The 23,178-nt window shown below is 49.4% G+C and carries 23 protein-coding genes, 2 tRNA genes and 1 pseudogene; 20 read left to right on the forward strand and 6 right to left on the reverse strand.

The genetic code is table 11. The features are described from left to right. Positions 1 to 73 precede the first annotated feature (73 nt). Positions 74 to 439, reverse strand: a complete 366-nt coding sequence (locus AB3G37_RS02755; protein WP_369789635.1) for a helix-turn-helix domain-containing protein — start codon at positions 437 to 439, stop codon at positions 74 to 76. 643 nt (positions 440 to 1,082) lie between these two features. On the opposite strand from AB3G37_RS02755, the gene AB3G37_RS02760 reads away from it, so the two are divergent. Together AB3G37_RS02760 and AB3G37_RS02765 are read left to right on the forward strand one after the other, a co-directional pair. Continuing rightward, the gene (locus tag AB3G37_RS02760) at positions 1,083 to 1,448 is read left to right on the forward strand and encodes a DNA-binding protein (protein ID WP_369789636.1); all 366 of its coding nucleotides are present in this window, start codon (positions 1,083 to 1,085) and stop codon (positions 1,446 to 1,448) included. Between the two features lie 235 nt (positions 1,449 to 1,683). Then, positions 1,684 to 2,049, forward strand: a complete 366-nt coding sequence (locus AB3G37_RS02765; RefSeq protein WP_369789637.1) for a DNA-binding protein — start codon at positions 1,684 to 1,686, stop codon at positions 2,047 to 2,049. Between the two features lie 43 nt (positions 2,050 to 2,092). Here AB3G37_RS02765 and ispB read toward each other — a convergent pair whose 3' ends face one another. Further along, positions 2,093 to 3,064 carry an octaprenyl diphosphate synthase gene (ispB, locus tag AB3G37_RS02770; RefSeq protein WP_009636771.1) on the reverse strand — a complete coding sequence of 324 codons (972 nt, stop codon included), beginning with the start codon at positions 3,062 to 3,064 and terminating at the stop codon, positions 2,093 to 2,095. Positions 3,065 to 3,323: 259 nt separating this feature from the next. Here ispB and rplU point away from each other — a divergent pair, with 259 nt between their 5' ends. From rplU to cgtA, 4 genes and pseudogenes are all read left to right on the forward strand, one after another. After that, on the forward strand, positions 3,324 to 3,635 hold the full coding sequence (gene rplU, locus AB3G37_RS02775; RefSeq protein WP_009636772.1) for a 50S ribosomal protein L21: 312 nt from the start codon (positions 3,324 to 3,326) through the stop codon (positions 3,633 to 3,635). An 18-nt stretch (positions 3,636 to 3,653) separates the two neighbouring features. After that, complete coding sequence (gene rpmA, locus AB3G37_RS02780) at positions 3,654 to 3,911, forward strand: 50S ribosomal protein L27 (RefSeq protein ID WP_009636773.1); 258 nt, start codon at positions 3,654 to 3,656, stop codon at positions 3,909 to 3,911. A 110-nt stretch (positions 3,912 to 4,021) separates the two neighbouring features. Then, positions 4,022 to 4,134 (forward strand): annotated as a pseudogene (locus AB3G37_RS02785) (EamA family transporter); the annotation flags it as partial. Positions 4,135 to 4,282: 148 nt separating this feature from the next. Continuing rightward, positions 4,283 to 5,452, forward strand: a complete 1,170-nt coding sequence (gene cgtA / locus AB3G37_RS02790; protein WP_009636774.1) for an Obg family GTPase CgtA — start codon at positions 4,283 to 4,285, stop codon at positions 5,450 to 5,452. 79 nt (positions 5,453 to 5,531) lie between these two features. Here cgtA and pmrB read toward each other — a convergent pair whose 3' ends face one another. The 3 genes from pmrB to dacB form a co-directional block, all read right to left on the reverse strand. Next, on the reverse strand, positions 5,532 to 6,623 hold the full coding sequence (gene pmrB, locus AB3G37_RS02795; RefSeq protein ID WP_369789638.1) for a two-component system sensor histidine kinase PmrB: 1,092 nt from the start codon (positions 6,621 to 6,623) through the stop codon (positions 5,532 to 5,534). Further along, complete coding sequence (gene pmrA, locus AB3G37_RS02800; RefSeq protein WP_369789639.1) at positions 6,620 to 7,282, reverse strand: two-component system response regulator PmrA; 663 nt, start codon at positions 7,280 to 7,282, stop codon at positions 6,620 to 6,622. The genes pmrB and pmrA overlap by 4 nt, the downstream gene beginning before the upstream one ends. Positions 7,283 to 7,350: 68 nt before the next feature. Continuing rightward, positions 7,351 to 8,784 carry a serine-type D-Ala-D-Ala carboxypeptidase gene (gene dacB / locus AB3G37_RS02805; RefSeq protein WP_369789640.1) on the reverse strand — a complete coding sequence of 478 codons (1,434 nt, stop codon included), beginning with the start codon at positions 8,782 to 8,784 and terminating at the stop codon, positions 7,351 to 7,353. 278 nt (positions 8,785 to 9,062) lie between these two features. On the opposite strand from dacB, the gene greA reads away from it, so the two are divergent. Then, positions 9,063 to 9,539 carry a transcription elongation factor GreA gene (gene greA / locus AB3G37_RS02810; RefSeq protein WP_009636778.1) on the forward strand — a complete coding sequence of 159 codons (477 nt, stop codon included), beginning with the start codon at positions 9,063 to 9,065 and terminating at the stop codon, positions 9,537 to 9,539. A 158-nt stretch (positions 9,540 to 9,697) separates the two neighbouring features. On the opposite strand, the gene yhbY is transcribed toward greA, so the two are convergent. Continuing rightward, positions 9,698 to 9,994 (reverse strand): ribosome assembly RNA-binding protein YhbY, encoded by a 297-nt coding sequence (gene yhbY / locus AB3G37_RS02815; RefSeq protein ID WP_009636779.1) that lies wholly within the window; start codon positions 9,992 to 9,994, stop codon positions 9,698 to 9,700. Positions 9,995 to 10,177: 183 nt separating this feature from the next. Between yhbY and rlmE the strand changes: the two genes are divergently transcribed. The 13 genes from rlmE to rpsO all read left to right on the forward strand — a co-directional run bounded on the left by rlmE (position 10,178) and on the right by rpsO (position 22,932). Further along, entirely contained in the window at positions 10,178 to 10,807 is a 630-nt protein-coding gene (rlmE, locus tag AB3G37_RS02820) for a 23S rRNA (uridine(2552)-2'-O)-methyltransferase RlmE (protein ID WP_009636780.1), read from the forward strand. Positions 10,808 to 10,863: 56 nt separating this feature from the next. Then, on the forward strand, positions 10,864 to 12,810 hold the full coding sequence (ftsH, locus tag AB3G37_RS02825) for an ATP-dependent zinc metalloprotease FtsH (protein WP_009636781.1): 1,947 nt from the start codon (positions 10,864 to 10,866) through the stop codon (positions 12,808 to 12,810). Between the two features lie 144 nt (positions 12,811 to 12,954). After that, positions 12,955 to 13,791, forward strand: coding sequence for a dihydropteroate synthase (gene folP / locus AB3G37_RS02830; RefSeq protein ID WP_369789641.1), 837 nt, complete (start codon positions 12,955 to 12,957; stop codon positions 13,789 to 13,791). Between the two features lie 9 nt (positions 13,792 to 13,800). Then, on the forward strand, positions 13,801 to 15,135 hold the full coding sequence (glmM, locus tag AB3G37_RS02835) for a phosphoglucosamine mutase (RefSeq protein ID WP_009636783.1): 1,335 nt from the start codon (positions 13,801 to 13,803) through the stop codon (positions 15,133 to 15,135). Between the two features lie 295 nt (positions 15,136 to 15,430). Next, positions 15,431 to 15,766: a preprotein translocase subunit SecG gene (gene secG / locus AB3G37_RS02840; protein WP_009636784.1), complete on the forward strand. Its 336-nt coding sequence runs from the start codon at positions 15,431 to 15,433 to the stop codon at positions 15,764 to 15,766. 100 nt (positions 15,767 to 15,866) lie between these two features. Further along, positions 15,867 to 15,953, forward strand: a tRNA-Leu gene (locus tag AB3G37_RS02845). A gap of 91 nt (positions 15,954 to 16,044) precedes the next feature. Next, positions 16,045 to 16,121 (forward strand) — tRNA-Met (locus AB3G37_RS02850). 213 nt (positions 16,122 to 16,334) lie between these two features. Then, positions 16,335 to 16,787 carry a ribosome maturation factor RimP gene (gene rimP / locus AB3G37_RS02855; protein WP_009636785.1) on the forward strand — a complete coding sequence of 151 codons (453 nt, stop codon included), beginning with the start codon at positions 16,335 to 16,337 and terminating at the stop codon, positions 16,785 to 16,787. Between the two features lie 21 nt (positions 16,788 to 16,808). Continuing rightward, positions 16,809 to 18,317, forward strand: coding sequence for a transcription termination factor NusA (gene nusA / locus AB3G37_RS02860; RefSeq protein WP_369789642.1), 1,509 nt, complete (start codon positions 16,809 to 16,811; stop codon positions 18,315 to 18,317). A 24-nt stretch (positions 18,318 to 18,341) separates the two neighbouring features. Next, positions 18,342 to 21,038, forward strand: coding sequence for a translation initiation factor IF-2 (infB, locus tag AB3G37_RS02865; RefSeq protein WP_009636787.1), 2,697 nt, complete (start codon positions 18,342 to 18,344; stop codon positions 21,036 to 21,038). 111 nt (positions 21,039 to 21,149) lie between these two features. Continuing rightward, complete coding sequence (gene rbfA / locus AB3G37_RS02870; protein ID WP_009636788.1) at positions 21,150 to 21,563, forward strand: 30S ribosome-binding factor RbfA; 414 nt, start codon at positions 21,150 to 21,152, stop codon at positions 21,561 to 21,563. Further along, positions 21,563 to 22,507 (forward strand): tRNA pseudouridine(55) synthase TruB, encoded by a 945-nt coding sequence (gene truB, locus AB3G37_RS02875; protein WP_369789643.1) that lies wholly within the window; start codon positions 21,563 to 21,565, stop codon positions 22,505 to 22,507. The genes rbfA and truB overlap by 1 nt, the downstream gene beginning before the upstream one ends. A 155-nt stretch (positions 22,508 to 22,662) precedes the next feature. Beyond that, positions 22,663 to 22,932 carry a 30S ribosomal protein S15 gene (rpsO, locus tag AB3G37_RS02880; RefSeq protein ID WP_009636790.1) on the forward strand — a complete coding sequence of 90 codons (270 nt, stop codon included), beginning with the start codon at positions 22,663 to 22,665 and terminating at the stop codon, positions 22,930 to 22,932. Positions 22,933 to 23,178: the final 246 nt, after the last annotated feature.

Below are 23,178 nucleotides of genomic sequence, written 5' to 3' on the forward strand. Positions count from 1 at the left end.
GTGCTTATTTTAAAATTATTCGCGGTATGCACTGATCAAATAACTTAATAAAATTCAATCAGTATTTAATAATCTACATCCCCTTCTTGTCTGCGTTATCTACATTTTTACTCTTACCTGTTGAATTTTCAGGCAGAATGATATTCTTAATCGGTACTTTTTCCCGCCCCAGATTATCAGGAAGCTTGCAGCGCATTTTTCTTTCCAGAAGTTCATCTGTTTCAGGATGATAATAACGGCTGGGCCAGATTTCTGCCGGATGTAACTTCAGTGCATTAGCGATAATCCACTCTCCTTTTGGCCACGGACGTGACAGCGCATTCGCCAGTGTGGATGAACTTAGGCCCGCGGATCGGGACAATGCTGCCAAGGTGGTACGCTGTTTATGTAACGATGCGATTATATCAGCGTGATGCCAATCCGTTCTCCGTAAAAGCATAGAAAAACTTCCTTATATAATAGGCTTGCAGGTTTTGTTATATGTTTGAGGGGTTAGCACCCATATTCATTCGGAAGCTATAAGAGCAAATTTCCGAACTTAGTTCAAACCTGTTTCTCAAAAGATATTTTTATTTTTTATTAATAGCCTACTATTTTATTTGAACCACTAACTGGGTATGTTTGGTCTTCTAATGGTTTGTAATATAAGTAATTTATCAGCACTCTTTGGGTTGTTATCAAATTTTTCTTAATGCAAATCTTCTTTTTTAAGAAAAGTTAATTGTTATCAAACATTTTCAAAAAATGCATTTTTTCTGAAAGGTGGTGATTGGTCAATATCCTAAATATAGTTACTTAGATGAATTTACAGGCTTTTCTATTGTTAGCTCACTCAAAGATTTAACGTAACTTACTTTTGAACGTTAGATGGTTCTTTTAGTTTTATTTTTCTCCATAAAAAAGTTTCATCAATATACCCAGGCTTTAATTTATTGATGCACATTTGCATTCGCTAATGGTATAACTTATGCGTTCAATGTAAACGCCTCGCTAAATATGCCGTGAAAATATGGCTTTTTTAATGCCTTAACAGTTAATGATTTATATCAATTATATTTTTGTATAAATAAGAGAGAATTCTTATGAATCCTGAATGGTTTTCCGCCAAAGAACTGATCGGTTTTACGGGGCTTCCTTCATCACCTCAGGGGATACATAGCATGGCCCGTCGACAAAAGTGGGTCAGACGACGCAGATTTGGCGTACAGGGACGTGGAGTTGAATATCATATTGATAGTCTGCCCATCAAAACTAATTCAAATCTTGTGCTTAACGAACCTTCAGTCGAATATTTTTATTCCAACAACCAAGATCCCTTATTAATCTGGATCGAAAGTTATAAACAATTGGATGAAAGAGAAAGGCAAAAAATGATTACCTTTATTGTTCGCAATGGGATGATTGAAGTAATTAACAGGTTAGGGGCTTCGAACGAATTTATTTATTAAAGCTTTTAAAATCTATAGTTTTTATATCAACGGTTTGTTTAAAAGAGCAGGTTTATTTGTTAACTGTAGTCGTTGAACTTAGTTATAGATCCAAATTGTAAATTCTGGTTATAAACTCTCGTTGTGAGTGACCTTTAAGCAAAACGTTGGCCTATATTATTAGCCTGAGTTGGCAAGTGTCGGGCTGAATTTTATTCTGCTCTTGTTTTGGATTTAAAATAATAAAAGGAATGCCATGAAAAAGGAATGGTTTGCTGCAAAAGATCTGGTTGGAATAAATGGATTACCCACCACGACTCAGGGTATCCATGGCATGGCCAGACGGCAGGGATGGGAAACGCGGCGAAGGCTTGGTGTTCAAGGTAAGGCGGTGGAATATCACATTAACAGCCTGCCTAAAATGATGAAACCAGCACTTATCATTCAAGAAAAATCTGCAGAATATCTTTGTTCTTCTTATCACGACCCTCTACTTATATGGATTGAAAGTTATAAGCAACTTAATGATAGAGAGCGCGAGACGATAGTCTCATTTATTGTACGCGAAGGAATGCTGGCAGTAATTAAACGTCTGATGCCTGCACAAGAAGAGATAGAATAAGCAAGGCGGCCAAAAACACGGCGCCTTGCTTACTAAATCGCTTTTAGAAATCACGCTTGACGGCTAAATGAGCGAGACCTTCCAGGGCGAGTCGATAGGGTGATTCTGGTAACGCCTGCAATGCACTGATTGCTTTGTCTGCTTCGTCTTCGGCTCGTTGGCGAGTGTAATCCAGAGAATGACACTGATGCATGGCTTGCAGTACCGGCTCAAGTAAATGTCTGCCGTTGCCTTGTTCGATGGCCTGGCGAATCATGGTCGCCTGTTGCTCAGTGCCGTTTTTCATGGCATGAAGCAGTGGCAGAGTCGGCTTACCTTCGTTGAGATCGTCACCGGTGTTTTTGCCCAAAGTCTCGCCATCTGCGTCGTAATCAAGCAAATCGTCGATCAGCTGGAAAGCGGTGCCTAAATAGCGCCCGTAGTCCTGCAACGCGCAGACCTGCTCCTCGGTGCCTCCTGCCAGCATGGCTGAAGCCTGAGCAGCCGCTTCAAACAATCGCGCTGTCTTGCTATAGATAACCTGCATGTAACTTTCTTCGGTAATGTCCGGATCGTTGCAGTTCATCAATTGAAGTACTTCACCCTCGGCAATCACGTTGACGGCTTTGGACATCAGAGCCAGCACCGGGAGTGATTCGAGGTCAGTCATCATCTGAAACGCGCGGGTGTAGATGAAGTCGCCTACCAATACACTGGCCGCGTTGCCAAAAGCGGCATTGGCGGTGGCTTTGCCCCTGCGCATGTTCGACTCGTCAACAACATCGTCATGCAACAACGTTGCCGTGTGGATAAACTCTATCAGCGCAGCGACGGTAACGTGCTTGTCACCGGTGTACTTGAGCGCACGGGCAGCAAGAACGGCAATCATTGGGCGAATTCGTTTACCACCACCGCTAATGATGTAATATCCGAGTTGATTGATGAGCGAGACATCAGAGTTCAACTGCTCGAGAATTGCCGCATTGACTGCAGCCATATCCTGTTCGGTGAGGTCGGTAATCTGTTCTAGGTTCATTGTGATTTTTCGGCTGTATTTCTCTTCACCGCAATGAGAACGGGCTCACATTGGCACATGATGCAATTTGTAGTAATGATTGTACTTGAAAAACGAGTGAGATAAACGCGTTGTAGTGAACTGCGCTTTTTTTCTTCTTTTCTAGTGATTGTGCTCTTGTCATATGCTGATTTTTTGCGTAGAATTCGCGCCCTATTGTGAATATTTATAGCGCCCTCTGGACTATACAAAGTTGAGTGCGCGGAAAGCGGAGTTTTATATGTACGCGGTTTTCCAAAGTGGTGGTAAACAACACCGAGTAAGCGAAGGTCAAACTGTTCGCTTGGAAAAGCTGGACATCGCAACTGGTGAAACAATTGAGTTTGACCAAGTTCTGATGATCGCTAACGGTGAAGAAATCAACATCGGCTTGCCTTTAATTGCTGGCGGTGTGATCAAAGCAGAAGTCGTTGCTCACGGTCGTGGCGAGAAAATTAAGATCGTTAAGTTTCGTCGTCGTAAGCACTACCGTAAGCAGCAGGGCCACCGTCAGTGGTTCACTGATGTAAAAATCACCGGCATTAGCGCTTAAGTTTAGGAGAGCGGAACAATGGCACACAAGAAGGCTGGCGGCTCCACCCGCAACGGTCGCGATTCAGAAGCTAAACGTCTGGGCGTAAAACGCTTTGGCGGCGAAGCAGTACTGGCAGGCAGCATCATCGTTCGTCAGCGCGGCACCAAATTCCACGCTGGTATCAACGTGGGTTGCGGTCGTGACCACACTCTGTTTGCTTTGACTGACGGTAAAGTCAAGTTCGAAGTTAAAGGCAAAGACAACCGTAAATTTATCAGCATCGAAGCTGAATAATTTACTGTCTGAGTCTTGATAGACTGATGTAAGCCCCGCAATTAGTTGCGGGGCTTTTTACATTCTGTTGGCCAACACCGGCAAGAAAATGGATGTCAGGAAAACTGACTTCAACGCAGATTCTCATTTTGCTGTACACTTTATGTGCTATCGCACTGCTTCCTTTGGCGAGGCCTGAGACATTTTTTTATGCTGGCAAGTAGCCTGTCTTCTGACCTGCGGTACTTAACCTGAACGGTTAATATAGTGCCCTTGAGGTTGTTGCAGGAGTTAAATTTTCTGCAATGAGCCTGTGGGTGGCAACCAGGAACAGAACAAGACCTGATGGCTGAGACAAGCATCCGGGTGAATGATTTACGGAGACAGTTCAAATGAAGTTTGTAGATGAAGCAACGATCCTGGTTGTAGCAGGCGATGGCGGTAATGGTTGCGTCAGCTTCCGCCGCGAAAAATATATTCCTCACGGTGGCCCAGACGGCGGCGACGGCGGAGATGGCGGCGACGTCTATGTCCTTGCCGACGAGAACCTGAACACCCTGATCGACTACCGTTTTGTAAAATCTTTCCGTGCAGAGCGCGGTGAGAATGGCCAGAGCCGTGACTGTACCGGCAAACGTGGTAAAGACATCGTTATTAAAATCCCTGTGGGTACCCGTATCCTGGATCAGGGAACTGGCGAAGTGCTGGGCGATATGACTCGCCACGGTCAGCAACAGCTGGTTGCCAAAGGCGGCTGGCACGGTTTGGGTAACACCCGTTTTAAATCTTCGGTAAACCGTTCACCGCGCCAGAAAACCATGGGCACTAAAGGTGAGCTGCGTGACCTTTCCCTGGAACTGATGCTGCTTGCCGACGTCGGTATGCTGGGTTTGCCGAATGCGGGTAAATCTACCTTTATTCGTGCCGTATCGGCGGCAAAACCAAAAGTTGCCGATTATCCGTTTACCACCCTGGTTCCAAGCCTGGGCGTAGTACGTATGGATAGCGAGCAGAGCTTTGTGGTTGCCGACATCCCCGGTCTGATCGAAGGCGCACACGACGGCGCTGGTTTGGGTATTCGCTTCCTCAAGCACCTTGAGCGCTGCCGTGTTCTATTGCATCTGGTTGATATCGCGCCAATTGATGAGTCAAATCCGGTTGAAAATGCCAAAATTATCATCAATGAGCTGCAGCAGTACAACGAGAAACTGGCGAACAAACCACGTTGGTTAGTCTTCAACAAGATTGACGTGATTGGTCAGGAAGAAGCCGAGCGTCGCGCTAAAGAAATCGCCGAAGGTATGGGCTGGGAAGGGGATTACTTCCTGATTTCTGCTGCCAACCGCGAAGGCGTTACCGCTCTGTGCTGGGAAGTGATGAAATTCATCAATGAAAATCCTAAACACATGTCGGTTGAAGAAGCCGTACCAGAGAAAGTCGAGTTCATGTGGGACGATTATCACCGTGAACAACTGGCCGAAGTCGAAGAAGATGATGACGAAGACTGGGACGACTGGGATGATGAAGACGACGAAGGCGTTGAAATCATTTACGAGCGTTAATCTCGTTGCCCGTTCCTTAATAGATTGAATATTAAGAAATATATGAAAGGTCGCTTAATTGCGACCTTTTTTGTTTCTGCTATTCCAGCAACTGGTGATCCAAACGGGTTTGCGTAAAGGCCTGCTGGGGTATCCAGCACTGCGCGCTGAGCCCATTACCATCCTGGCGATTGGTTAATCTCAGATGACCGCCGTGCAGGTTAATAATCCGTAAAACAATATTCAGACCCAATCCACTGCCACCGAAGCGTTGATCGGCGCGTCTATAGGCCTGTGTCAGCTCTCCAGCCTTTTTCTCATCAATGCCTGGTCCGCAGTCATCTACCTGAATCATAACGCCCTGATCGCGTTCTGAGAGCGAAATCGTTACGTCACTGCCGTGAGGGCTATAGCGATAAGCATTTTCAACCAAGTTTCTCAGCATCAGGCGGAGCAAGACAGGATCACCTTCAACTGCCGTATGACTGGCAGTCTTTACGATCAAATGCTGTTGATGGTTTGCCAGCAACTCAATCAACTCCGCTCTTAGCGGCTCAATGACGTGGGTAATAAGTTCAACTTTCCGATATTGACCCTCGGCAAAGTTCTGACCGGCGCGGGAAAGCATTAACAGTTGTTCCACGGTATGCATCAGTTGATCGATACGTCCTATCAGCATGTTGCTGCCATCCACGCCTTTCTTTTCCATTAGTTCAAGATGCAGGCGCAATCCGGCCAGAGGCGTTCGCAGTTCGTGGGCGGCATCGGCGGTGAACAATCTTTCCTGAGCGATGGTCTGAGAGAGGCGAGCTAAAAGTTGATTTAGCGCATTGGTTACGGAAACCACCTCCTGAATTTCGCTGTTGAGCGGAAGCGGAGAGAGGTTGTCGGCAGAACGAGCTTCAAGACGGTTTTGCAACTGTTGCAAAGGCCTGATAATCCAGCTAATAGCCCAAAAACACAGCAGCAAGGTGACCGCCAGCATCGTTAGCGACGGGGCAATCAGTGAGGCAATCGCTTCGGCAATCTCTTTTTCGACGTGAGCATTACGTACCTTGGCCGATAACGTGTCATTGACCAGCAAATTAATTTGCTCCTGGCTTTCGTGCCAGAGCCAAAAAACACTGGTGAGCTGAGTAACAAATAAAATTAGTGCCAGCATCACCAGCAGCCGACGGCGCATGCTGTTCATTTAGCCTGGTCCAGACGGTAGCCAATTCCGCGCACCGTGTGGATCAAATCCTTGCCAAGCTTACGGCGCAGGTTATGTACGTGGACTTCAAGAGTATTTGAGCCCAGATCGTCCTGCCAAGAGTAAAGATCCTGCTGCAAAAGCTCGCGATTCACCGTTTGCCCAGCCCGCATGATGAGTCTTGTAAGAATGGCGAACTCTTTTGGGGTGATCTCTATCAGTTGTTCCTGATGGTAGACCTGCTGCGAGGAGAGATTTAGCGTCAGATTACCGACGCTAAGCAGGTTGTCGCTGTGCCCCTGATAACGGCGAATCAATGCTCTGACTCTGGCCATGAGCTCGACCAGGGCAAAGGGTTTGACGAGATAGTCATCGGCACCAGCGTCTAAGCCTTCAACCCGGTCCTCCAGCGCATCACGGGCAGTAAGTATCAGCACCGGCAGAGAAATATTCTGACGCCGCCACTGGCGAAGCAGTGTGGCACCGTCGGTGTCGGGCAAGCCCAAATCGAGAATAATCAGGCTGTACTGGCTGCTTTGTAAAAGCGCATTGGCTTCGGCCGCGGTAGACGCGCTGTCGCTGGCATAACTTTCGCCGTTGAGCGCCAGGGTCAACCCCTGGCGCAGTAGGTCATCATCTTCGACGATTAGTAGTTTCATAGCCGCCTTTCACCACCGCTTTTATCACAGTGCATTGATTAATCTCTATCCTGTGACAACAGCTACTGCTAGTTGTTCTGGTAAATATCCCGATACAGGCGACTTTCAAAACGGACCAAAGGTGCGCGGCGGGTGCGTTGGTCTTCAGGCGGTACGGCATAGCCTGAAAGGTACTGCACAAACGCCAGACGCTGCCCGCTGGCAGTGGTGATAAAACCTGCCAGATTATAGACACCAGCCAATGAACCGGTCTTGGCCGAAACTTTACCGTCAACGCCCGCCTCGTGCAGGCCGCCGCGATATTGCAGAGTGCCATCATGGCCTGCCAATGGCAGCATCGAGATGAAATCCAGCTCTTTATCGTGCTCGGCAATATATTGCAGTGCCTGCATCATAGTTTTTGGCGATACCAAATCGTGGCGCGACAGGCCGGAGCCGTCTACCTGAATATTATTGGCAAGGTCAATTCCGGCTTTTTGGCGCAGGATCTGCCTCACGGCATCTGAACCTGCGCGCCATGTGCCGGGTACGCCGTAAAGCTGATGGCCAATAGTGCGGAATACGGTGTCGGCAATCATGTTGTCAGACTTTTTCAACATCGTATGCAGCAAATCATGCAGCGGGGCAGATTGCGTCTGCGCCAGCACGGTACCCGCAGGCGTCACGCGGGTCTGACGTTTTAACCGACCGTCGATCTGGATATCAGATTTGGTCAGCTCGTCTTTGAGGATTTCCCCCGCATAGGCAGCGCCGTCCTGGATAGCAAACGCCAAAGGCAGCGGCTCACTGCGTTGAGTCAGGCAGCCAGTCAACGTAAAGCGATTGAATTCGCCAGGCATCACGTCCAACTCGCAGTACTGCGCATCAGGTGAACCTTTGGCTAACGTACGGACCTCGCTGAACATCTGCACCGGATAATAAGATGCGACGCGAATAAACGCGTTTTCATCGGGTTTCGCCGCGCTATAAAGCGAAACGGAGAAACAGTTGCGGTCGACAATCGCCGCTGCCGGTGGAGCATCGAAGCACTGGGTAATGTCGTTCCACGGCCAGCCCGGCGCTTTGTCATGACTGGCAAAAACAGAGGTGTCGATGACCACATCGCCGCTAATTTCTTTGACGCCCTGTTTTTTCAACACGGCGACCATATTGCGAATATTCTGACGTGTAAAAGTCGGATCACCATCAAATCGTGCGACCAGATTGCCATGAAGAACGCCACCGCTGACGCTGCCGTTGGTTTCAAAAGTGGTATTGAAACGGAAATCCGGACCTAACTGGAGCAAAGCTGCCAGCGCGGTAAATATCTTCATCGTACTGGCAGGCAGGCCCATTTGGTCGCCATGGTAGTCGACAACAGGCGTGGTTGAACCAATCTTTTGTACCAATACCGAGAGGTTAGTGCCCTCCGGGAGGTACTGCGTATAGCTTTCTACCTGTGCTGCGTTTGCATTAAGAGCAATCGCGCAGGCTAATCCACTGACAATTCGTAAAAAACGCATTATTTTGAGTATAGGCTCTGGATAACTACAGGATGACGTGGTGCCATACTACGATGCAACGAACGGGGGTGCAACGTGGGTGAAAGTAAACGATGATCCCAAAGGAACTCTACGGTAAAATACCACTCAAAATGAAAAACCAATCCTGGCCTGGTGTTTACTCCGGGTGAGGTTTTTTTTGTTTATCGCCAGAGCGAGTCAACCTTAACGGCTTGATTTCTACCTGATTATTTCAGGACGGTGTTTTACCGAAAGGACAAAGTTAGAGGCAATAAAATATGAACCAAATTCCGATGACATTGCGTGGCGCTGAAAAATTACGTGAAGAATTAGATCACCTGAAAGGCGTTCGTCGCCCTAAAATCATTGCTGATATCGCAACCGCGCGCGAGCATGGCGATCTGAAAGAGAATGCTGAATATCATGCGGCGCGTGAACAGCAGGGGTTCTGTGAAGGGCGTATTCAGGAAATTGAAGCCAAGCTGTCCAATGCTCAGATCATTGATATCAAAAAAATGCCGGTTACCGGGCGTGTTATCTTTGGTGCGACAGTAAAAGTCATGAACCTGGATACCGACGAAGAGCAGACTTACCGTATCGTTGGTGACGACGAAGCAGACTTTAAGCAGAATCTGATTTCTGTGAACTCACCCATTGCCCGCGGCTTGATTGGTAAAGAGCAGGACGACGTGGTGGTTATTAAAACCCCAGGCGGCGATGTTGAGTTCGAAATTCTGAAAGTAGAATATCTTTAACAGGTGACCCAGCGGTGGATTTTGTGATGACTACCGCTCTTTTTAACGCGGATTTTGGCGTTAAAATGAAAAAAGGCCCGCGAGGGCCTTTTGTAAAACCACGTATAGATAGCAACTTTTCGTTAAATCCAAAGCGCTTTTCGTTAAACTCTTAAAACTTAACGCGGTAAGATAATTTTGCGGTCTTCAGTAGAAGGGCGATACAGTACCAGCATATTGCCGATGACTTGCACGTTGACTGCTTTTGTTTCACGCACAATTGCGTCTGCAATCAATGTCTTGGTTTCACGCTCTTCGGCGGCAATTTTCACCTTGATGAGCTCATGATGTTGCAGCGCCTGTTCGATTTCGGCAAGCACGCCTTCGGTAAGGCCGTTATTACCTAACATGACTACCGGTTTTAACGGATGTGCCAAGCCTTTCAGGTACTGTTTTTGTTTATTGTTAAGATTCATCGTCTTTTTTTACTTAAGTTGGGATTGAAAACGGGGCATTCTACCGCCATCTCATCTATATCACCAACTCGGTGTGCATCCGAGTTAAGTGCGAAGACGACTTAGCCATAGACTAAACGACGCTAAGAGCTTGTTGTTAGGGCTCTACTCAGGGTAGTTTGAAAACTATATGGTTACTAAATAATGTCTAATAAAAAGCGTTCTGCAAGTTCCAGTCGCTGGTTGCAGGAACACTTTAGCGATAAATATGTGATAGCAGCACAGAAAAAAGGGCTGCGCTCCCGTGCCTGGTTTAAACTTGATGAAATACAGCAAGGCGACAAGCTGTTTAAACCGGGTATGACCGTGGTTGATTTAGGTGCTGCACCGGGCGGATGGTCACAGTACGTAGTGACGCAAATCGGCAATAAAGGGCGTATCATCGCTTTGGACCTCCTGCCTATGGATCCCATCGTAGGTGTTGATTTCCTTCAGGGCGATTTTCGTGATGAGTTAGTTCTCAAAGCCCTGCTCGACAGAGTAGGAGAAAGCAAAGTTCAGGTGGTCATGTCCGATATGGCCCCGAATATGAGTGGTACTCCGGCAGTCGATATACCAAAATCGATGTATCTGGTTGAGTTAGCGCTGGATATGTGTCGAGATGTGCTGGCACCAGGCGGAAGTTTCCTGGTGAAGGTGTTCCAGGGAGATGGTTTTGATGAATACCTGCGGGAAATTCGCTCCCTGTTTACGAAGGTTAAGATTCGTAAGCCAGACGCTTCCCGAGCTCGTTCCCGAGAAGTGTACATCGTAGCGACAGGGCGAAAGTCGTAGTACCCTAACGCTGTTTGTTAACACAGTTGTAATATGAGGTTAATCCCTTGAGTGACATGGCGAAGAACCTGATTCTCTGGTTAGTCATCGCGGTTGTATTGATGTCTGTATTTCAGAGCTTTGGGCCCAGCGAGTCTAATGGCCGTAGGGTAGATTATTCTACCTTCATGTCCGAATTGACCCAAGATCAGATTCGTGAAGCACACATTAATGGACGTGAGATTGACGTTACCAAGAAAGACAGTAACAAATACACGACCTACATCCCTGTCAACGATCCTAAGTTGCTGGATACCCTGTTGACGAAGAATGTGAAAGTTGTTGGTGAGCCGCCTGAAGAGCCGAGCCTGCTGGCATCTATCTTTATTTCCTGGTTCCCGATGCTGTTGCTGATAGGGGTCTGGATCTTCTTTATGAGGCAAATGCAGGGCGGCGGTGGCAAGGGTGCGATGTCCTTTGGCAAGAGCAAAGCCCGCATGCTGACGGAAGATCAAATCAAGACCACTTTTGCCGACGTTGCAGGTTGTGACGAAGCCAAGGAAGAGGTGAGCGAGCTGGTAGATTACCTTCGCGAGCCAAGCCGTTTCCAGAAACTGGGCGGTAAAATTCCTAAAGGCGTGCTGATGGTGGGCCCGCCAGGTACCGGTAAAACCCTGCTGGCGAAAGCCATTGCCGGTGAAGCCAAGGTGCCATTCTTTACCATTTCAGGTTCCGACTTCGTTGAAATGTTCGTAGGTGTTGGTGCATCTCGTGTGCGTGACATGTTCGAACAGGCCAAGAAAGCTGCACCGTGCATCATCTTTATTGATGAAATCGATGCGGTCGGTCGTCAGCGCGGTGCCGGTTTGGGCGGTGGTCACGATGAGCGTGAGCAAACCCTGAACCAGATGCTGGTAGAGATGGATGGCTTCGAAGGTAACGAAGGTATTATCGTTATCGCTGCAACTAACCGTCCAGACGTGCTTGACCCGGCGCTGCTGCGTCCAGGTCGTTTTGACCGTCAGGTTGTGGTTGGCTTGCCAGATGTCCGCGGTCGCGAGCAGATCCTGAAAGTCCACATGCGTCGCGTTCCACTGTCTCCAGATATTGATGCAGCGGTAATTGCACGCGGGACTCCAGGCTTCTCTGGTGCTGACCTTGCGAACCTGGTCAACGAAGCGGCGCTGTTCTCGGCACGTGGCAACAAGCGCGTGGTGTCGATGGTCGAGTTCGAAAAAGCCAAAGACAAAATCATGATGGGGGCCGAACGTCGCTCCATGGTGATGACCGAAGCGCAGAAAGAATCGACTGCGTATCACGAAGCGGGTCATGCCATTATTGGCTGGTTACTGAAAGACAAGGGTCATGACCCGGTTCACAAAGTAACCATCATCCCTCGTGGTCGCGCATTGGGTGTGACGTTCTTCCTGCCGGAAGGCGACGCAATCAGCGCAAGCCGTGAAAAACTTGAAAGCCAGATCTCCACGCTTTACGGCGGTCGTTTGGCTGAAGAGATTATCTACGGTGCAGGTAAAGTTTCTACCGGTGCGTCTAACGATATCAAAGTTGCTACCTCGATTGCCCGTAACATGGTCACTCAGTGGGGCTTCTCCGAGAAACTGGGTCCGCTTCTGTATGCAGAAGAAGAGGGCGAGGTGTTCCTGGGTCGTTCAGTGGCGAAAGCCAAGCACATGTCTGATGAAACTGCGCGTATTATCGACCAGGAAGTTAAGTCGTTAATCGAAACCAACTACAAGCGTGCTCGTGAGATTCTGGATGCCAACATGGATATCCTGCATAGCATGACTAAAGCGCTGATGACGTACGAAACCATCGATGCCCCGCAGATCGACGATCTGATGACCCGCAAAGATGTCGTTCGTCCGCCAGCAGGTTGGGATGCTGCAACCAGCACTGGTTCAGATGACAGTAACAACGGTACGCCTAAAGCGCCAACGCCAGTTGACGAGCCACGTACGCCTAACCCGGGCAATACGATGTGCGAGCAGTTCAGCGGCAAGTAAGCAGCTGATGACAGGCTTTGCTTCGGCAGTCTGTACTGACTAAAATAAAACCCCGGCTTCGACCGGGGTTTTTTTATGCTGATCCGATACAGTACAGCGAACAAAAAGCATTGCGTATTAGAACAAACTGACAGGAATATCACCATGCAGCTCACCGCAAACGGCAGCACTCTGAATCTTGCTTTTCCTCAGGTTATGGGGATCCTCAACGTCACACCTGACTCCTTCTCTGACGGCGGACGCCATAACAGCCTCGAACTGGCGATTAAGCATGCCCATGAAATGGTCGATGCTGGTGCCACCATTCTCGACATTGGTGGCGAATCGACGCGTCCAGGTGCTGCCGAGGTGAGTGATGACGAAGAGTTATCGCGGGTAGTTCCGGTGGTGGAAGCGCTGGCAAAACGCTTTGACGTCTGGCTGTCGGTCGATACTTCAAAGGCGTCGGTGATTCGCGAATCTGCCCATGCTGGCGCACATCTGATTAATGATATCCGCTCGCTGCAAGAGCCGGGTGCGATGCAGGCAGCGGCTGCGAGCGGGCTTCCAGTTTGCCTGATGCACATGCAGGGCAATCCAAAAACAATGCAGCAATCGCCGCAATATGGCGATTTAGTGGCTGAAGTCGACCAGTATTTTGTGCAACATATTGCCCAGTGCATTGATGCCGGTATTGCGAAAGAGAAATTGTTGCTCGACCCGGGCTTCGGTTTCGGTAAGAATTTAAATCATAACTATGAGTTACTAGCCAGACTGGCTGAGTTTCATCATTTTGGTTTACCGCTACTCGTCGGAATGTCGAGAAAATCGATGATTGGCCAACTGTTGCACGTTTCTCCTGAACAACGCGTCGCAGGCAGTGTAGCCTGTGCCGTTATTGCCGCCATGCAGGGTGCACAAATTGTACGCGTGCATGACGTCAGGGAAACGGTGCAGGCCATGCGTATCGTCGAAGCAACACTTTCAGCTAAGAAGGGATGAAGAAAAATTATGAGCAACCGTAAATACTTTGGTACAGACGGCATTCGTGGCAAGGTTGGCGATACCCCGATTACGCCTGATTTTGTACTGAAGCTCGGTTGGGCGGCAGGTAAAGTCCTGGCTCGCCACAGCTCAGGAAAAGTCATTATTGGCAAAGATACCCGTATTTCTGGCTATATGCTGGAGTCGGCGCTTGAGGCGGGTTTGGCGGCTGCCGGCCTTTCTGCTTCGTTTACAGGCCCTATGCCGACCCCGGCAATTGCCTATCTGACCCGTACCTTCCGCGCCGAGGCAGGTATCGTTATCTCCGCATCGCATAATCCATTTTACGATAACGGCATTAAGTTCTTCTCCACTGACGGCACCAAGCTGCCTGACCATGTAGAAGAAGCGATCGAAGCCGAGATGGAAAAACCGCTGACCTGCGTTGACTCGGCCGAATTGGGTAAAGCCAGCCGCATTGTCGATGCCGCGGGGCGTTACATCGAATTCTGTAAAGGCACTTTTCCTGCCGAACTTAGCCTTAGCAGCCTAAAAATTGTGGTCGACTGTGCCAATGGCGCAACTTACCACATCGCCCCAAGCGTAATGCGTGAGTTGGGGGCGAAGGTGATTGCCATCGGCTGTGAGCCCGACGGCATGAACATTAATGAAGGCTGTGGAGCGACCGATGTCACCCTCCTACAGCAACGCGTGCTTGAAGAAAAAGCCGATCTCGGCCTGGCATTTGACGGCGATGGCGACCGCATCATCATGGTCGACAATCAGGGAAACAAGGTCGATGGCGACCAAATTCTCTACATCATTGCTCGTGAGGCACTGCGCCAGGGGCAGCTACGCGGCGGCGTTGTCGGCACGCTAATGAGCAATATGGGGCTGGAACTGGCACTTAAGCAGTTAGGTATTCCATTTGCTCGTGCCAAAGTAGGTGACCGCTATGTGCTTGAGAAGCTGAAGGAAAAAGGCTGGCGAACTGGCGCAGAAAACTCCGGACACGTCATACTGCTCGACAAAACCACCACCGGTGACGGCATTGTCGCTGGTTTGCAAGTGCTTACAGCAATGGTGCGTAACCACATGAGCCTGCATGACCTTTGTAGTGGTATGAAACTGTTGCCGCAAATTCTGGTCAATGTGCGCTTCTCCGGCGAGGGCGATCCTTTGCAGGATGTCGAGGTGAAACGCATCACCGCCGAGGTAGAAAATCAGCTAGCGGGTAAGGGGCGTGTGCTGTTGCGTAAATCGGGCACCGAGCCGTTGATTCGCGTGATGGTAGAGGGCGAAGATGCTGCACTGGTAGAAAGCCTGGCTAATCGTATTGCCGAAGCGGTAAAAGCGGTTTAAAACAGTCTAAATAAGTTAAGGACGGCATGAAGTCCCATGTCGTCGAAGTTTTTTCTTTACCTCAATGGGAACCGTGTTGCTCAAGTTCTCGCCGGAAAAGGTGCTAAATAGCTGCTTTTGTCGCTTTTTTCCGCAATCGAACGCGAAGGTGAAAATTGCTCTTGCACGAGCATAACGGTTTGGTTAGTATTCACACCCGCTTCAGTAGGTCCTTGAAGACCTACGGCTAATCATAGTAAGAAGCTGGTGAGAAGCAATTAGCACGCGGTGAACCCGCAAGGATACAGGTACAACTATGTACGATGCTCTTCTGGTGATTTTCCTTATCGTGGCAATCGGCCTTGTCGGTCTGGTTATGCTGCAACAAGGTAAAGGTGCAGATATGGGAGCCTCTTTCGGAGCAGGTGCATCAGGCACATTGTTCGGTTCGAGCGGTTCCGGTAACTTTATGACCCGCATGACGGCTATTTTGGCGGCGCTGTTCTTCGTCATTAGTTTGATCCTGGGGAACATGAGCACCAATAAAAGCCAAAAAGGCAGCGAGTGGGAAAACCTGAGTCAGCCAGCAAAAACTGAGCAGACAACTGCACCGGCCGCACCAACAGGCCCAAGCAGCGATATTCCTAAGTAAGTTGCTGACCAGTAGTTGAAGTAGATTAGTAAGTTAGAAGCAAAGAGTTTTAAACAATTGCAATTACTCGGACAGTAAGCGCGATTGTGAAAAAAAGAGTGCCGAGGTGGTGGAATTGGTAGACACGCTACCTTGAGGTGGTAGTGCCCGAATGGGCTTACGGGTTCAAGTCCCGTCCTCGGTACCAATCTTTTGATGACTTGCATTCTTGCGGTTATCAGCGTAGTATTTTGCGGCATCAAGTCGCGACAATATGTACGCGTTACGTTGTTTTCGGACGCGGGGTGGAGCAGCCTGGTAGCTCGTCGGGCTCATAACCCGAAGGTCGTCGGTTCAAATCCGGCCCCCGCAACCACTTTCCTCAAGTATTTGTTTTCAAATATACTGCTAGTATCTCCCTGGTGCTTACGAGTATCCATTTGAAAAAAATCCTTTTGAAAGTGCACCGAAGCCGCCATGCGGCAAATAGGGTCCAGTTGCATAAAGCCCCGATTTATCGGGGTTTTTTGTTATTTGGCAACAGAATCACTGGGCTATTAGGCCCTTTTTTTATGTCTTGGGGGTGGACTTGTCCACATTAGAACAAAAATTAACAGAGATGATTTCAGCACCAGTCGAAGCATTAGGTTTCGAGCTGGTAGGTATTGAGTTCGTTCGAGCTCGCCAATCGACACTACGCATCTATATTGATAGTGAAGACGGGATCAACGTTGATGATTGTGCTGATGTCAGCCACCAGGTTAGCGCTGTACTCGAAGTAGAAGACCCGATTACCGTTGCATATAACCTGGAAGTTTCCTCCCCGGGCCTCGATCGCCCTATGTTCACCGCAGAACATTATCAACGTTTCATCGGTGATGAAGTCAGCGTGGTATTGCGTATGGCTATGCAGAACCGCCGCAAGTGGCAGGGAATAATCAAGGCTGTCGAAGGCGAAATGATCACGGTTACGGTGGATGGGAAAGACGAAGTGTTCGCACTGAGCAACATCCAGAAGGCGAACCTGGTACCCCACTTTTAAAGTTAGGATGAGGCAACTAGGATGAATAAAGAAATTCTGGCTGTTGTTGAAGCAGTTTCGAATGAAAAGTCCCTCCCGCGCGAGAAAATTTTTGAAGCGCTGGAAACTGCATTGTCGACAGCAACCAAAAAGAAATACGAGCAGGAAATCGAAGTTCGCGTCACCATCGACCGTAAAACCGGCGACTTTGACACCTTCCGCCGCTGGGTAGCTGTAGATGAAGTGACCCAACCGACCCGTGAAATCACGCTCGAAGCTGCTCAATACGAAGATCCATCCATTGAATTGGGTGACTACATCGAAGATCAAATCGAATCTGTCACCTTTGACCGTATCACCACGCAAACTGCCAAACAGGTTATCGTACAAAAAGTACGTGAAGCCGAGCGTGCTATGGTGGTCGATGCATTCCGCGAACAGGAAGGCGAGATAGTCACCGGCGTAGTCAAAAAAGTTAACCGTGACAGTATCGCCCTGGATCTAGGTAGTAACGCTGAAGCCGTTATCCTGCGCGAAGACATGCTGCCTCGTGAGAATTTCCGCTCGGGTGACCGTATTCGCGGCGTACTTTACGCTGTGCGTCCTGAGGCTCGCGGTGCTCAACTGTTTGTTAGCCGTTCACGTAACGAGATGCTGGTTGAACTGTTCCGCATCGAAGTACCAGAAATCGGCGAAGAATTAATTGAAATCAAAGCCGCTGCCCGCGATCCGGGTTCACGCGCCAAGATTGCAGTTAAAACCAACGATAAGCGTATCGACCCTGTCGGTGCTTGTGTCGGTATGCGCGGTGCGCGCGTTCAGGCCGTTTCCAGTGAACTGGGCGGTGAACGTATCGATATCATCCTTTGGGATGACAATCCTGCGCAATTCGTTATCAACGCCATGGCGCCGGCAGATGTCGCGTCAATCGTTGTTGATGAAGACAAGTGCACCATGGATATCGCCGTTGAAGCCAGCAACCTGGCACAGGCGATTGGCCGCAACGGCCAAAACGTGCGTTTAGCCTCCCAGCTTTTGAAGCAGCATCGTGGCGATGACAAATGGGAACTGAACGTGATGACGGCAGACGATCTGCAGGCCAAACATCAGGCCGAGGCGCATGCTGCAATCGAAACCTTCACCAAGTATTTGGCAATCGACGAAGATTTCGCGACTGTTCTGGTTGAAGAAGGTTTCTCAACCCTCGAAGAGCTGGCCTATGTGCCGGTGAACGAGTTGCTAGAAATCGATGGTCTGGACGAAGACACGGTAGATGCGCTGCGCGAACGTGCGAAAGAAGCGCTGACTACCCTGGCCCTTGCACAGGAAGAAAGTCTCGGTGACAACAAGCCTGCTGAAGACCTGCTGAATCTTGCAGGACTGGAACGCAGCATGGCGTTTAAACTGGCAGCAATCGGTGTTTGCACGCTGGAAGATCTTGCCGAGCAGGGTGTTGACGATCTGACAGATATTGAAGGTCTTAATGACGAAAAGGCTGGTGAGTTAATCATGGCCGCACGCAATATCTGTTGGTTTGGCGACAATGCGTAATAAACTGTAGCAGGAAGGAACAGCATGACAGATGTAACCGTAAAATCGCTGGCAGCGGAGATTCAAACTCCGGTCGATCGCCTGGTACAGCAATTTGCTGACGCAGGGATAGACAAGTCGGAAGCTGACTCTGTCACCCAGCATGAAAAAGAAACTTTGCTGGCGCATTTGAATGGTGGAAATTCGAATGCGACAAACAAACTGACGTTACAACGCAAAACGCGTAGTACACTTAATGTTCCGAGCACCGGCGGGAAGAGTAAATCGGTGCAAATCGAGGTCCGCAAGAAACGCACTTATGTTAAACGTGATATGACCGAGGCAGAACTTGCCCAGGCCGAAGCGGAAGAGCAGGCAAAGCGTGAAGCGGAAGAACAGGCTCAGCGTGTAGCACAAGAGCAGGCGCAGCAAGCGGCCGCTCAGGAAAAAGCTAAACGTGAAGCCGCTGAGCAAGCCAAACGTGAGGCCGCTGATAAAGCTAAGCGTGACGCAGCGGAAAAAGATAAAGTGACGAATCAACATACCGACGAAGTAACCAAGCCAGCTCAGGCAGAAAAAGCACGCCGTGAAGCTGAAGCCGCAGAGCTTAAGCGCAAAGCGGAACAAGAAGCCCAGCGTAAAATTGAAGAGAACGCTAAACGCGTTGCTGAAGAAGCACGTAAAATGGCTGACTCAGGCGTTTGGACTGAAGCTCCTGCACCAAGCGAAGCCGAAACTGCGGACTATCATGTGACCACTTCACAGCACGCTCGTGCTGCAGAAGATGAGAACGATGCCAAAGTTGAAGGCGAGCGCCGCACCCGTACTCGTGGTGGCAAAGCGACTAAGCAGAAGAAAGGCAATAAACTGTCTGAATCCAAAGCCGATCGCGAAGAAGCCCGTGCAGTTGGTCGTGGTGGTAAAGGTAAGCGTAAGCCAAGCACCCTGCAACAGAGCTTCAACAAGCCTGTAGTAGCTGTTAACCGCGACGTTGTCGTTGGCGAAACCATTACCGTTGCCGAACTGGCAAATAAAATGGCAGTTAAAGGCTCTCAGGTCATCAAAACCATGATGAAACTGGGCGCTATGGCCACCATCAACCAGGTTATAGATCAGGAAACTGCTCAGCTGGTTGCTGAAGAAATGGGCCATAAAGTTATCCTGCGTCGTGAAAACGAGCTGGAAGAAGCGCTGATGAGCGACCGTGATACCGGTGCTTCGGCTGCTGCCGAGCCTCGTGCGCCGGTCGTGACCATCATGGGCCACGTTGACCACGGTAAAACCTCTTTGCTCGACTATATTCGTTCAACGAAAGTAGCGGCTGGCGAAGCAGGTGGTATTACTCAGCACATCGGTGCTTATCATGTTGAAACCGAAAACGGCATGATCACCTTCCTCGATACCCCGGGACACGCCGCGTTTACTTCAATGCGTGCTCGTGGTGCCAAAGCGACTGACATCGTTGTTTTGGTTGTTTCTGCGGACGATGGCGTGATGCCACAGACCGTAGAAGCCGTTCAGCATGCGAAAGCTGCCGGCGTGCCAATCGTGGTTGCAGTGAACAAAATCGACAAGCCAGATGCTGACCCGGATCGCGTTAAAACCGAGCTGTCTCAGTACAACGTTATGCCAGAAGAGTGGGGCGGTGAATCTCCGTTCATCCACGTTTCTGCCAAAGCGGGTACCGGTATCGACGATCTGCTTGAGTCCATCCTGTTGCAGGCTGAAGTTCTCGAACTGAAAGCTGTGCGCACTGGTATGGCAAGCGGTGTAGTTATCGAATCCTTCCTTGATAAAGGTCGTGGCCCAGTGGCTACCGTACTGGTTCAGGAAGGTACGCTGAACAAAGGTGACATTATCCTTTGTGGCTTCGAATACGGCCGTGTTCGTGCGATGCGTGACGAAATGGGTCTCGACATTACCTCTGCGGGTCCTTCTATCCCTGTCGAAGTTCTGGGTCTGTCCAGCGTTCCGGCTGCGGGTGACGAAGTTACCGTTGTACGTGACGAGAAGAAAGCCCGTGAAGTTGCGCTGTATCGTCAAGGCAAATTCCGCGAAGTTAAACTGGCTCGCCAGCAGAAATCTAAACTGGAGAACATGTTCGCGAACATGACCGAAGGTGAAGTTTCTGAACTGAACATCGTGTTGAAATCAGACGTACAGGGTTCTTGCGAAGCGATCTCCGATGCGCTGCAGAATCTGTCAACTGCTGAAGTTAAAGTCAAAATTGTGGGCATGGGCGTAGGTGGTATCACCGAAACCGACGCAACGCTGGCTGCTGCTTCTAACGCTATCATCCTTGGCTTTAACGTTCGTGCCGATGCTTCTGCTCGCCGCGTCGTTGAAAATGAAAGCCTGGATCTGCGTTACTACTCCGTAATCTATAACCTGATTGATGAAGTCAAACAGGCGATGAGCGGTATGTTGGCACCAGAGTACAAACAGCAAATCATTGGCCTGGCTGAAGTTCGTGACGTGTTCAAGTCACCGAAATTTGGCGCAATCGCAGGCTGTATGGTTACTGAAGGTATGATCAAACGTAGTAACCCAATCCGCGTTCTGCGTGACAACGTGGTTATCTATGAAGGCGAGCTGGAATCCCTGCGCCGCTTCAAAGATGACGTTGCCGAAGTTCGTAACGGCATGGAATGTGGTATCGGCGTTAAAAACTACAACGACGTACGTCCTGGCGATGTGATCGAAGTCTTCGAAATCATCGAAATCAAACGTACTATCGCTTAACGTTTCGATCTAACCCGGATCGTCGGGTATACAGTCAGAACCATTGGGGGGCCTTGCGCCCCCTTATTTGTCTGATGCATGGTTGAAGTAAAAAGTTTGGAGTAAGAAATTATGGCTAAAGAATTCAGCCGTACCCAGCGCGTCTCTCAAGAGATGCAAAAAGAAATCGCCATCATCCTGCAGCGTGAAATCAAAGATCCGCGCGTTGGCATGGCGACCGTTTCCGGTGTTGAAGTTTCTCGTGATCTGGCCTATGCCAAGGTTTTCGTGACTTTCCTGGACGTTCTGACCAGCGAGCCACAGGATCCTGACCGCGTTAAAAACGGTATCAAGGCCCTGCAAGATGCACAGGGTTTTATTCGTACCCTCATCGGTAAAGCAATGCGCCTGCGCGTTGTTCCTGAGTTGACCTTCGCCTACGACAACTCCCTGGTAGAAGGCATGCGTATGTCTAACCTGGTGACCAATGTTGTTAAGAACGATGCTGAACGTCGTTCCGCAGCAGGCGACGACGAGGAATCCTAATGAGTCGTCCACGTCGCCGCGGTCGTGACATTCACGGCGTTCTGTTACTGGATAAATCACTGGGTCTGTCGTCCAATGATGCGTTGCAAAAGGTAAAACGCCTTTACAACGCCAATCGCGCGGGTCATACCGGTGCATTGGACCCTCTGGCCACCGGCATGCTGCCGCTGTGCCTCGGGGAAGCGACCAAGTTTTCACGGTTTTTGCTCGACTCCGATAAACGTTACCGCGTGATTGCCCGCATGGGCCAGCGTACTGATACCTCTGATGCCGAAGGCCAGATCATTTCAGAGCGAGCAGTGACTTTTAACGCCGCCGAGCTTGATGCCGCGCTGGAAAGTTTTCGCGGAGAAACGCAGCAAATTCCTTCGATGTACTCCGCATTGAAATATCAGGGCCGTAAACTGTACGAGTACGCGCGTGAAGGAATAGAAGTTCCGCGTGAGTCGCGCAGCATTACCGTCTATGAACTACAGTTCATTCGCTGGGAAGGCGAGGAAGTCGAGCTGGAGATCCACTGTTCTAAAGGCACCTATATTCGCACCATCGTTGATGACCTCGGTGAAAAGCTGGGTTGCGGTGCGCATGTGACTTTCCTGCGACGCCTGCAGGTCGCGACTTACCCGTTTGAACGCATGGTGACCATGGATCAGCTTAACGCGTTGATTGCCGAGGCTGAAGAACAAGGTATCGAACCGCGCTTGCTGCTCGATCCGCTGTTATTGCCGATGGATAGTCCGTGTGAAGATTTTCCTGAAGTCAATTTGTTACCCGTTGTCGCTGGCTACGTTAAGCAGGGTCAACCGGTACAGGCTTCTGGCGCACCGCTTTCCGGTCTGGTTCGTATGACCGAAGGCGAAGAGCGTAAGTTCATTGGTGTAGGTGAAATCGATGATCAAGGCCGCGTTGCTCCTAAGCGCCTGGTTGTAGAGTACTCTGAGTAGAACCCATGTCGGAGATATCCGACTCGTAGTTAACACAGTGTTGCTCATGTTGCGATCGGGGATATCAAAGAGTAGAATAGCGCAGCTTATGCATGGGGTAGCTGAATTAGAGATCGGCGCCCGTTTAATTAATCTATAATATTTTGGAGTTCATTATGTCTCTAAGCGTTGAAGCTAAAGCTCAAATCGTTGCAGACTTCGGTCGTGGTACTAACGACAGCGGTTCTACCGAAGTTCAGGTTGCTCTGTTGACTGCTCAGATTAACCATCTGCAAGGTCACTTCTCCGAGCACAAAAAAGATCACCACAGCCGTCGTGGTCTGCTGCGTATGGTTTCTCAGCGTCGTAAGCTGCTGGATTACCTGAAGCGTAAAGACGTAGCACGTTACACCAGCGTTATCGAACGTCTTGGTCTGCGTCGCTAAGTTAGCGAGTTTCAGTGTAAAGGGGCCAAGTTGGCCCCTTTATTCTAGGAGGCGACGGTAAATTGCAAAGTTGTCATTACTGTTGTTTCTACGCTACTTTTTTATAAATGAAGTTTTATAAACGAAGTGTTATAAATTACGTCTTATAAAAAAGTAGAGTTTTAAAAACAAAGTGTTCGATAGCGAGATCTTCCGTTACAGAGGTTCGCGCGGCTAATGAGAGACTTTAATCCCAATAGGCGGGTT

It is taken from the genome of Rouxiella sp. WC2420 (genome assembly GCF_041200025.1).
Lineage (GTDB): Bacteria > Pseudomonadota > Gammaproteobacteria > Enterobacterales > Enterobacteriaceae > Rouxiella.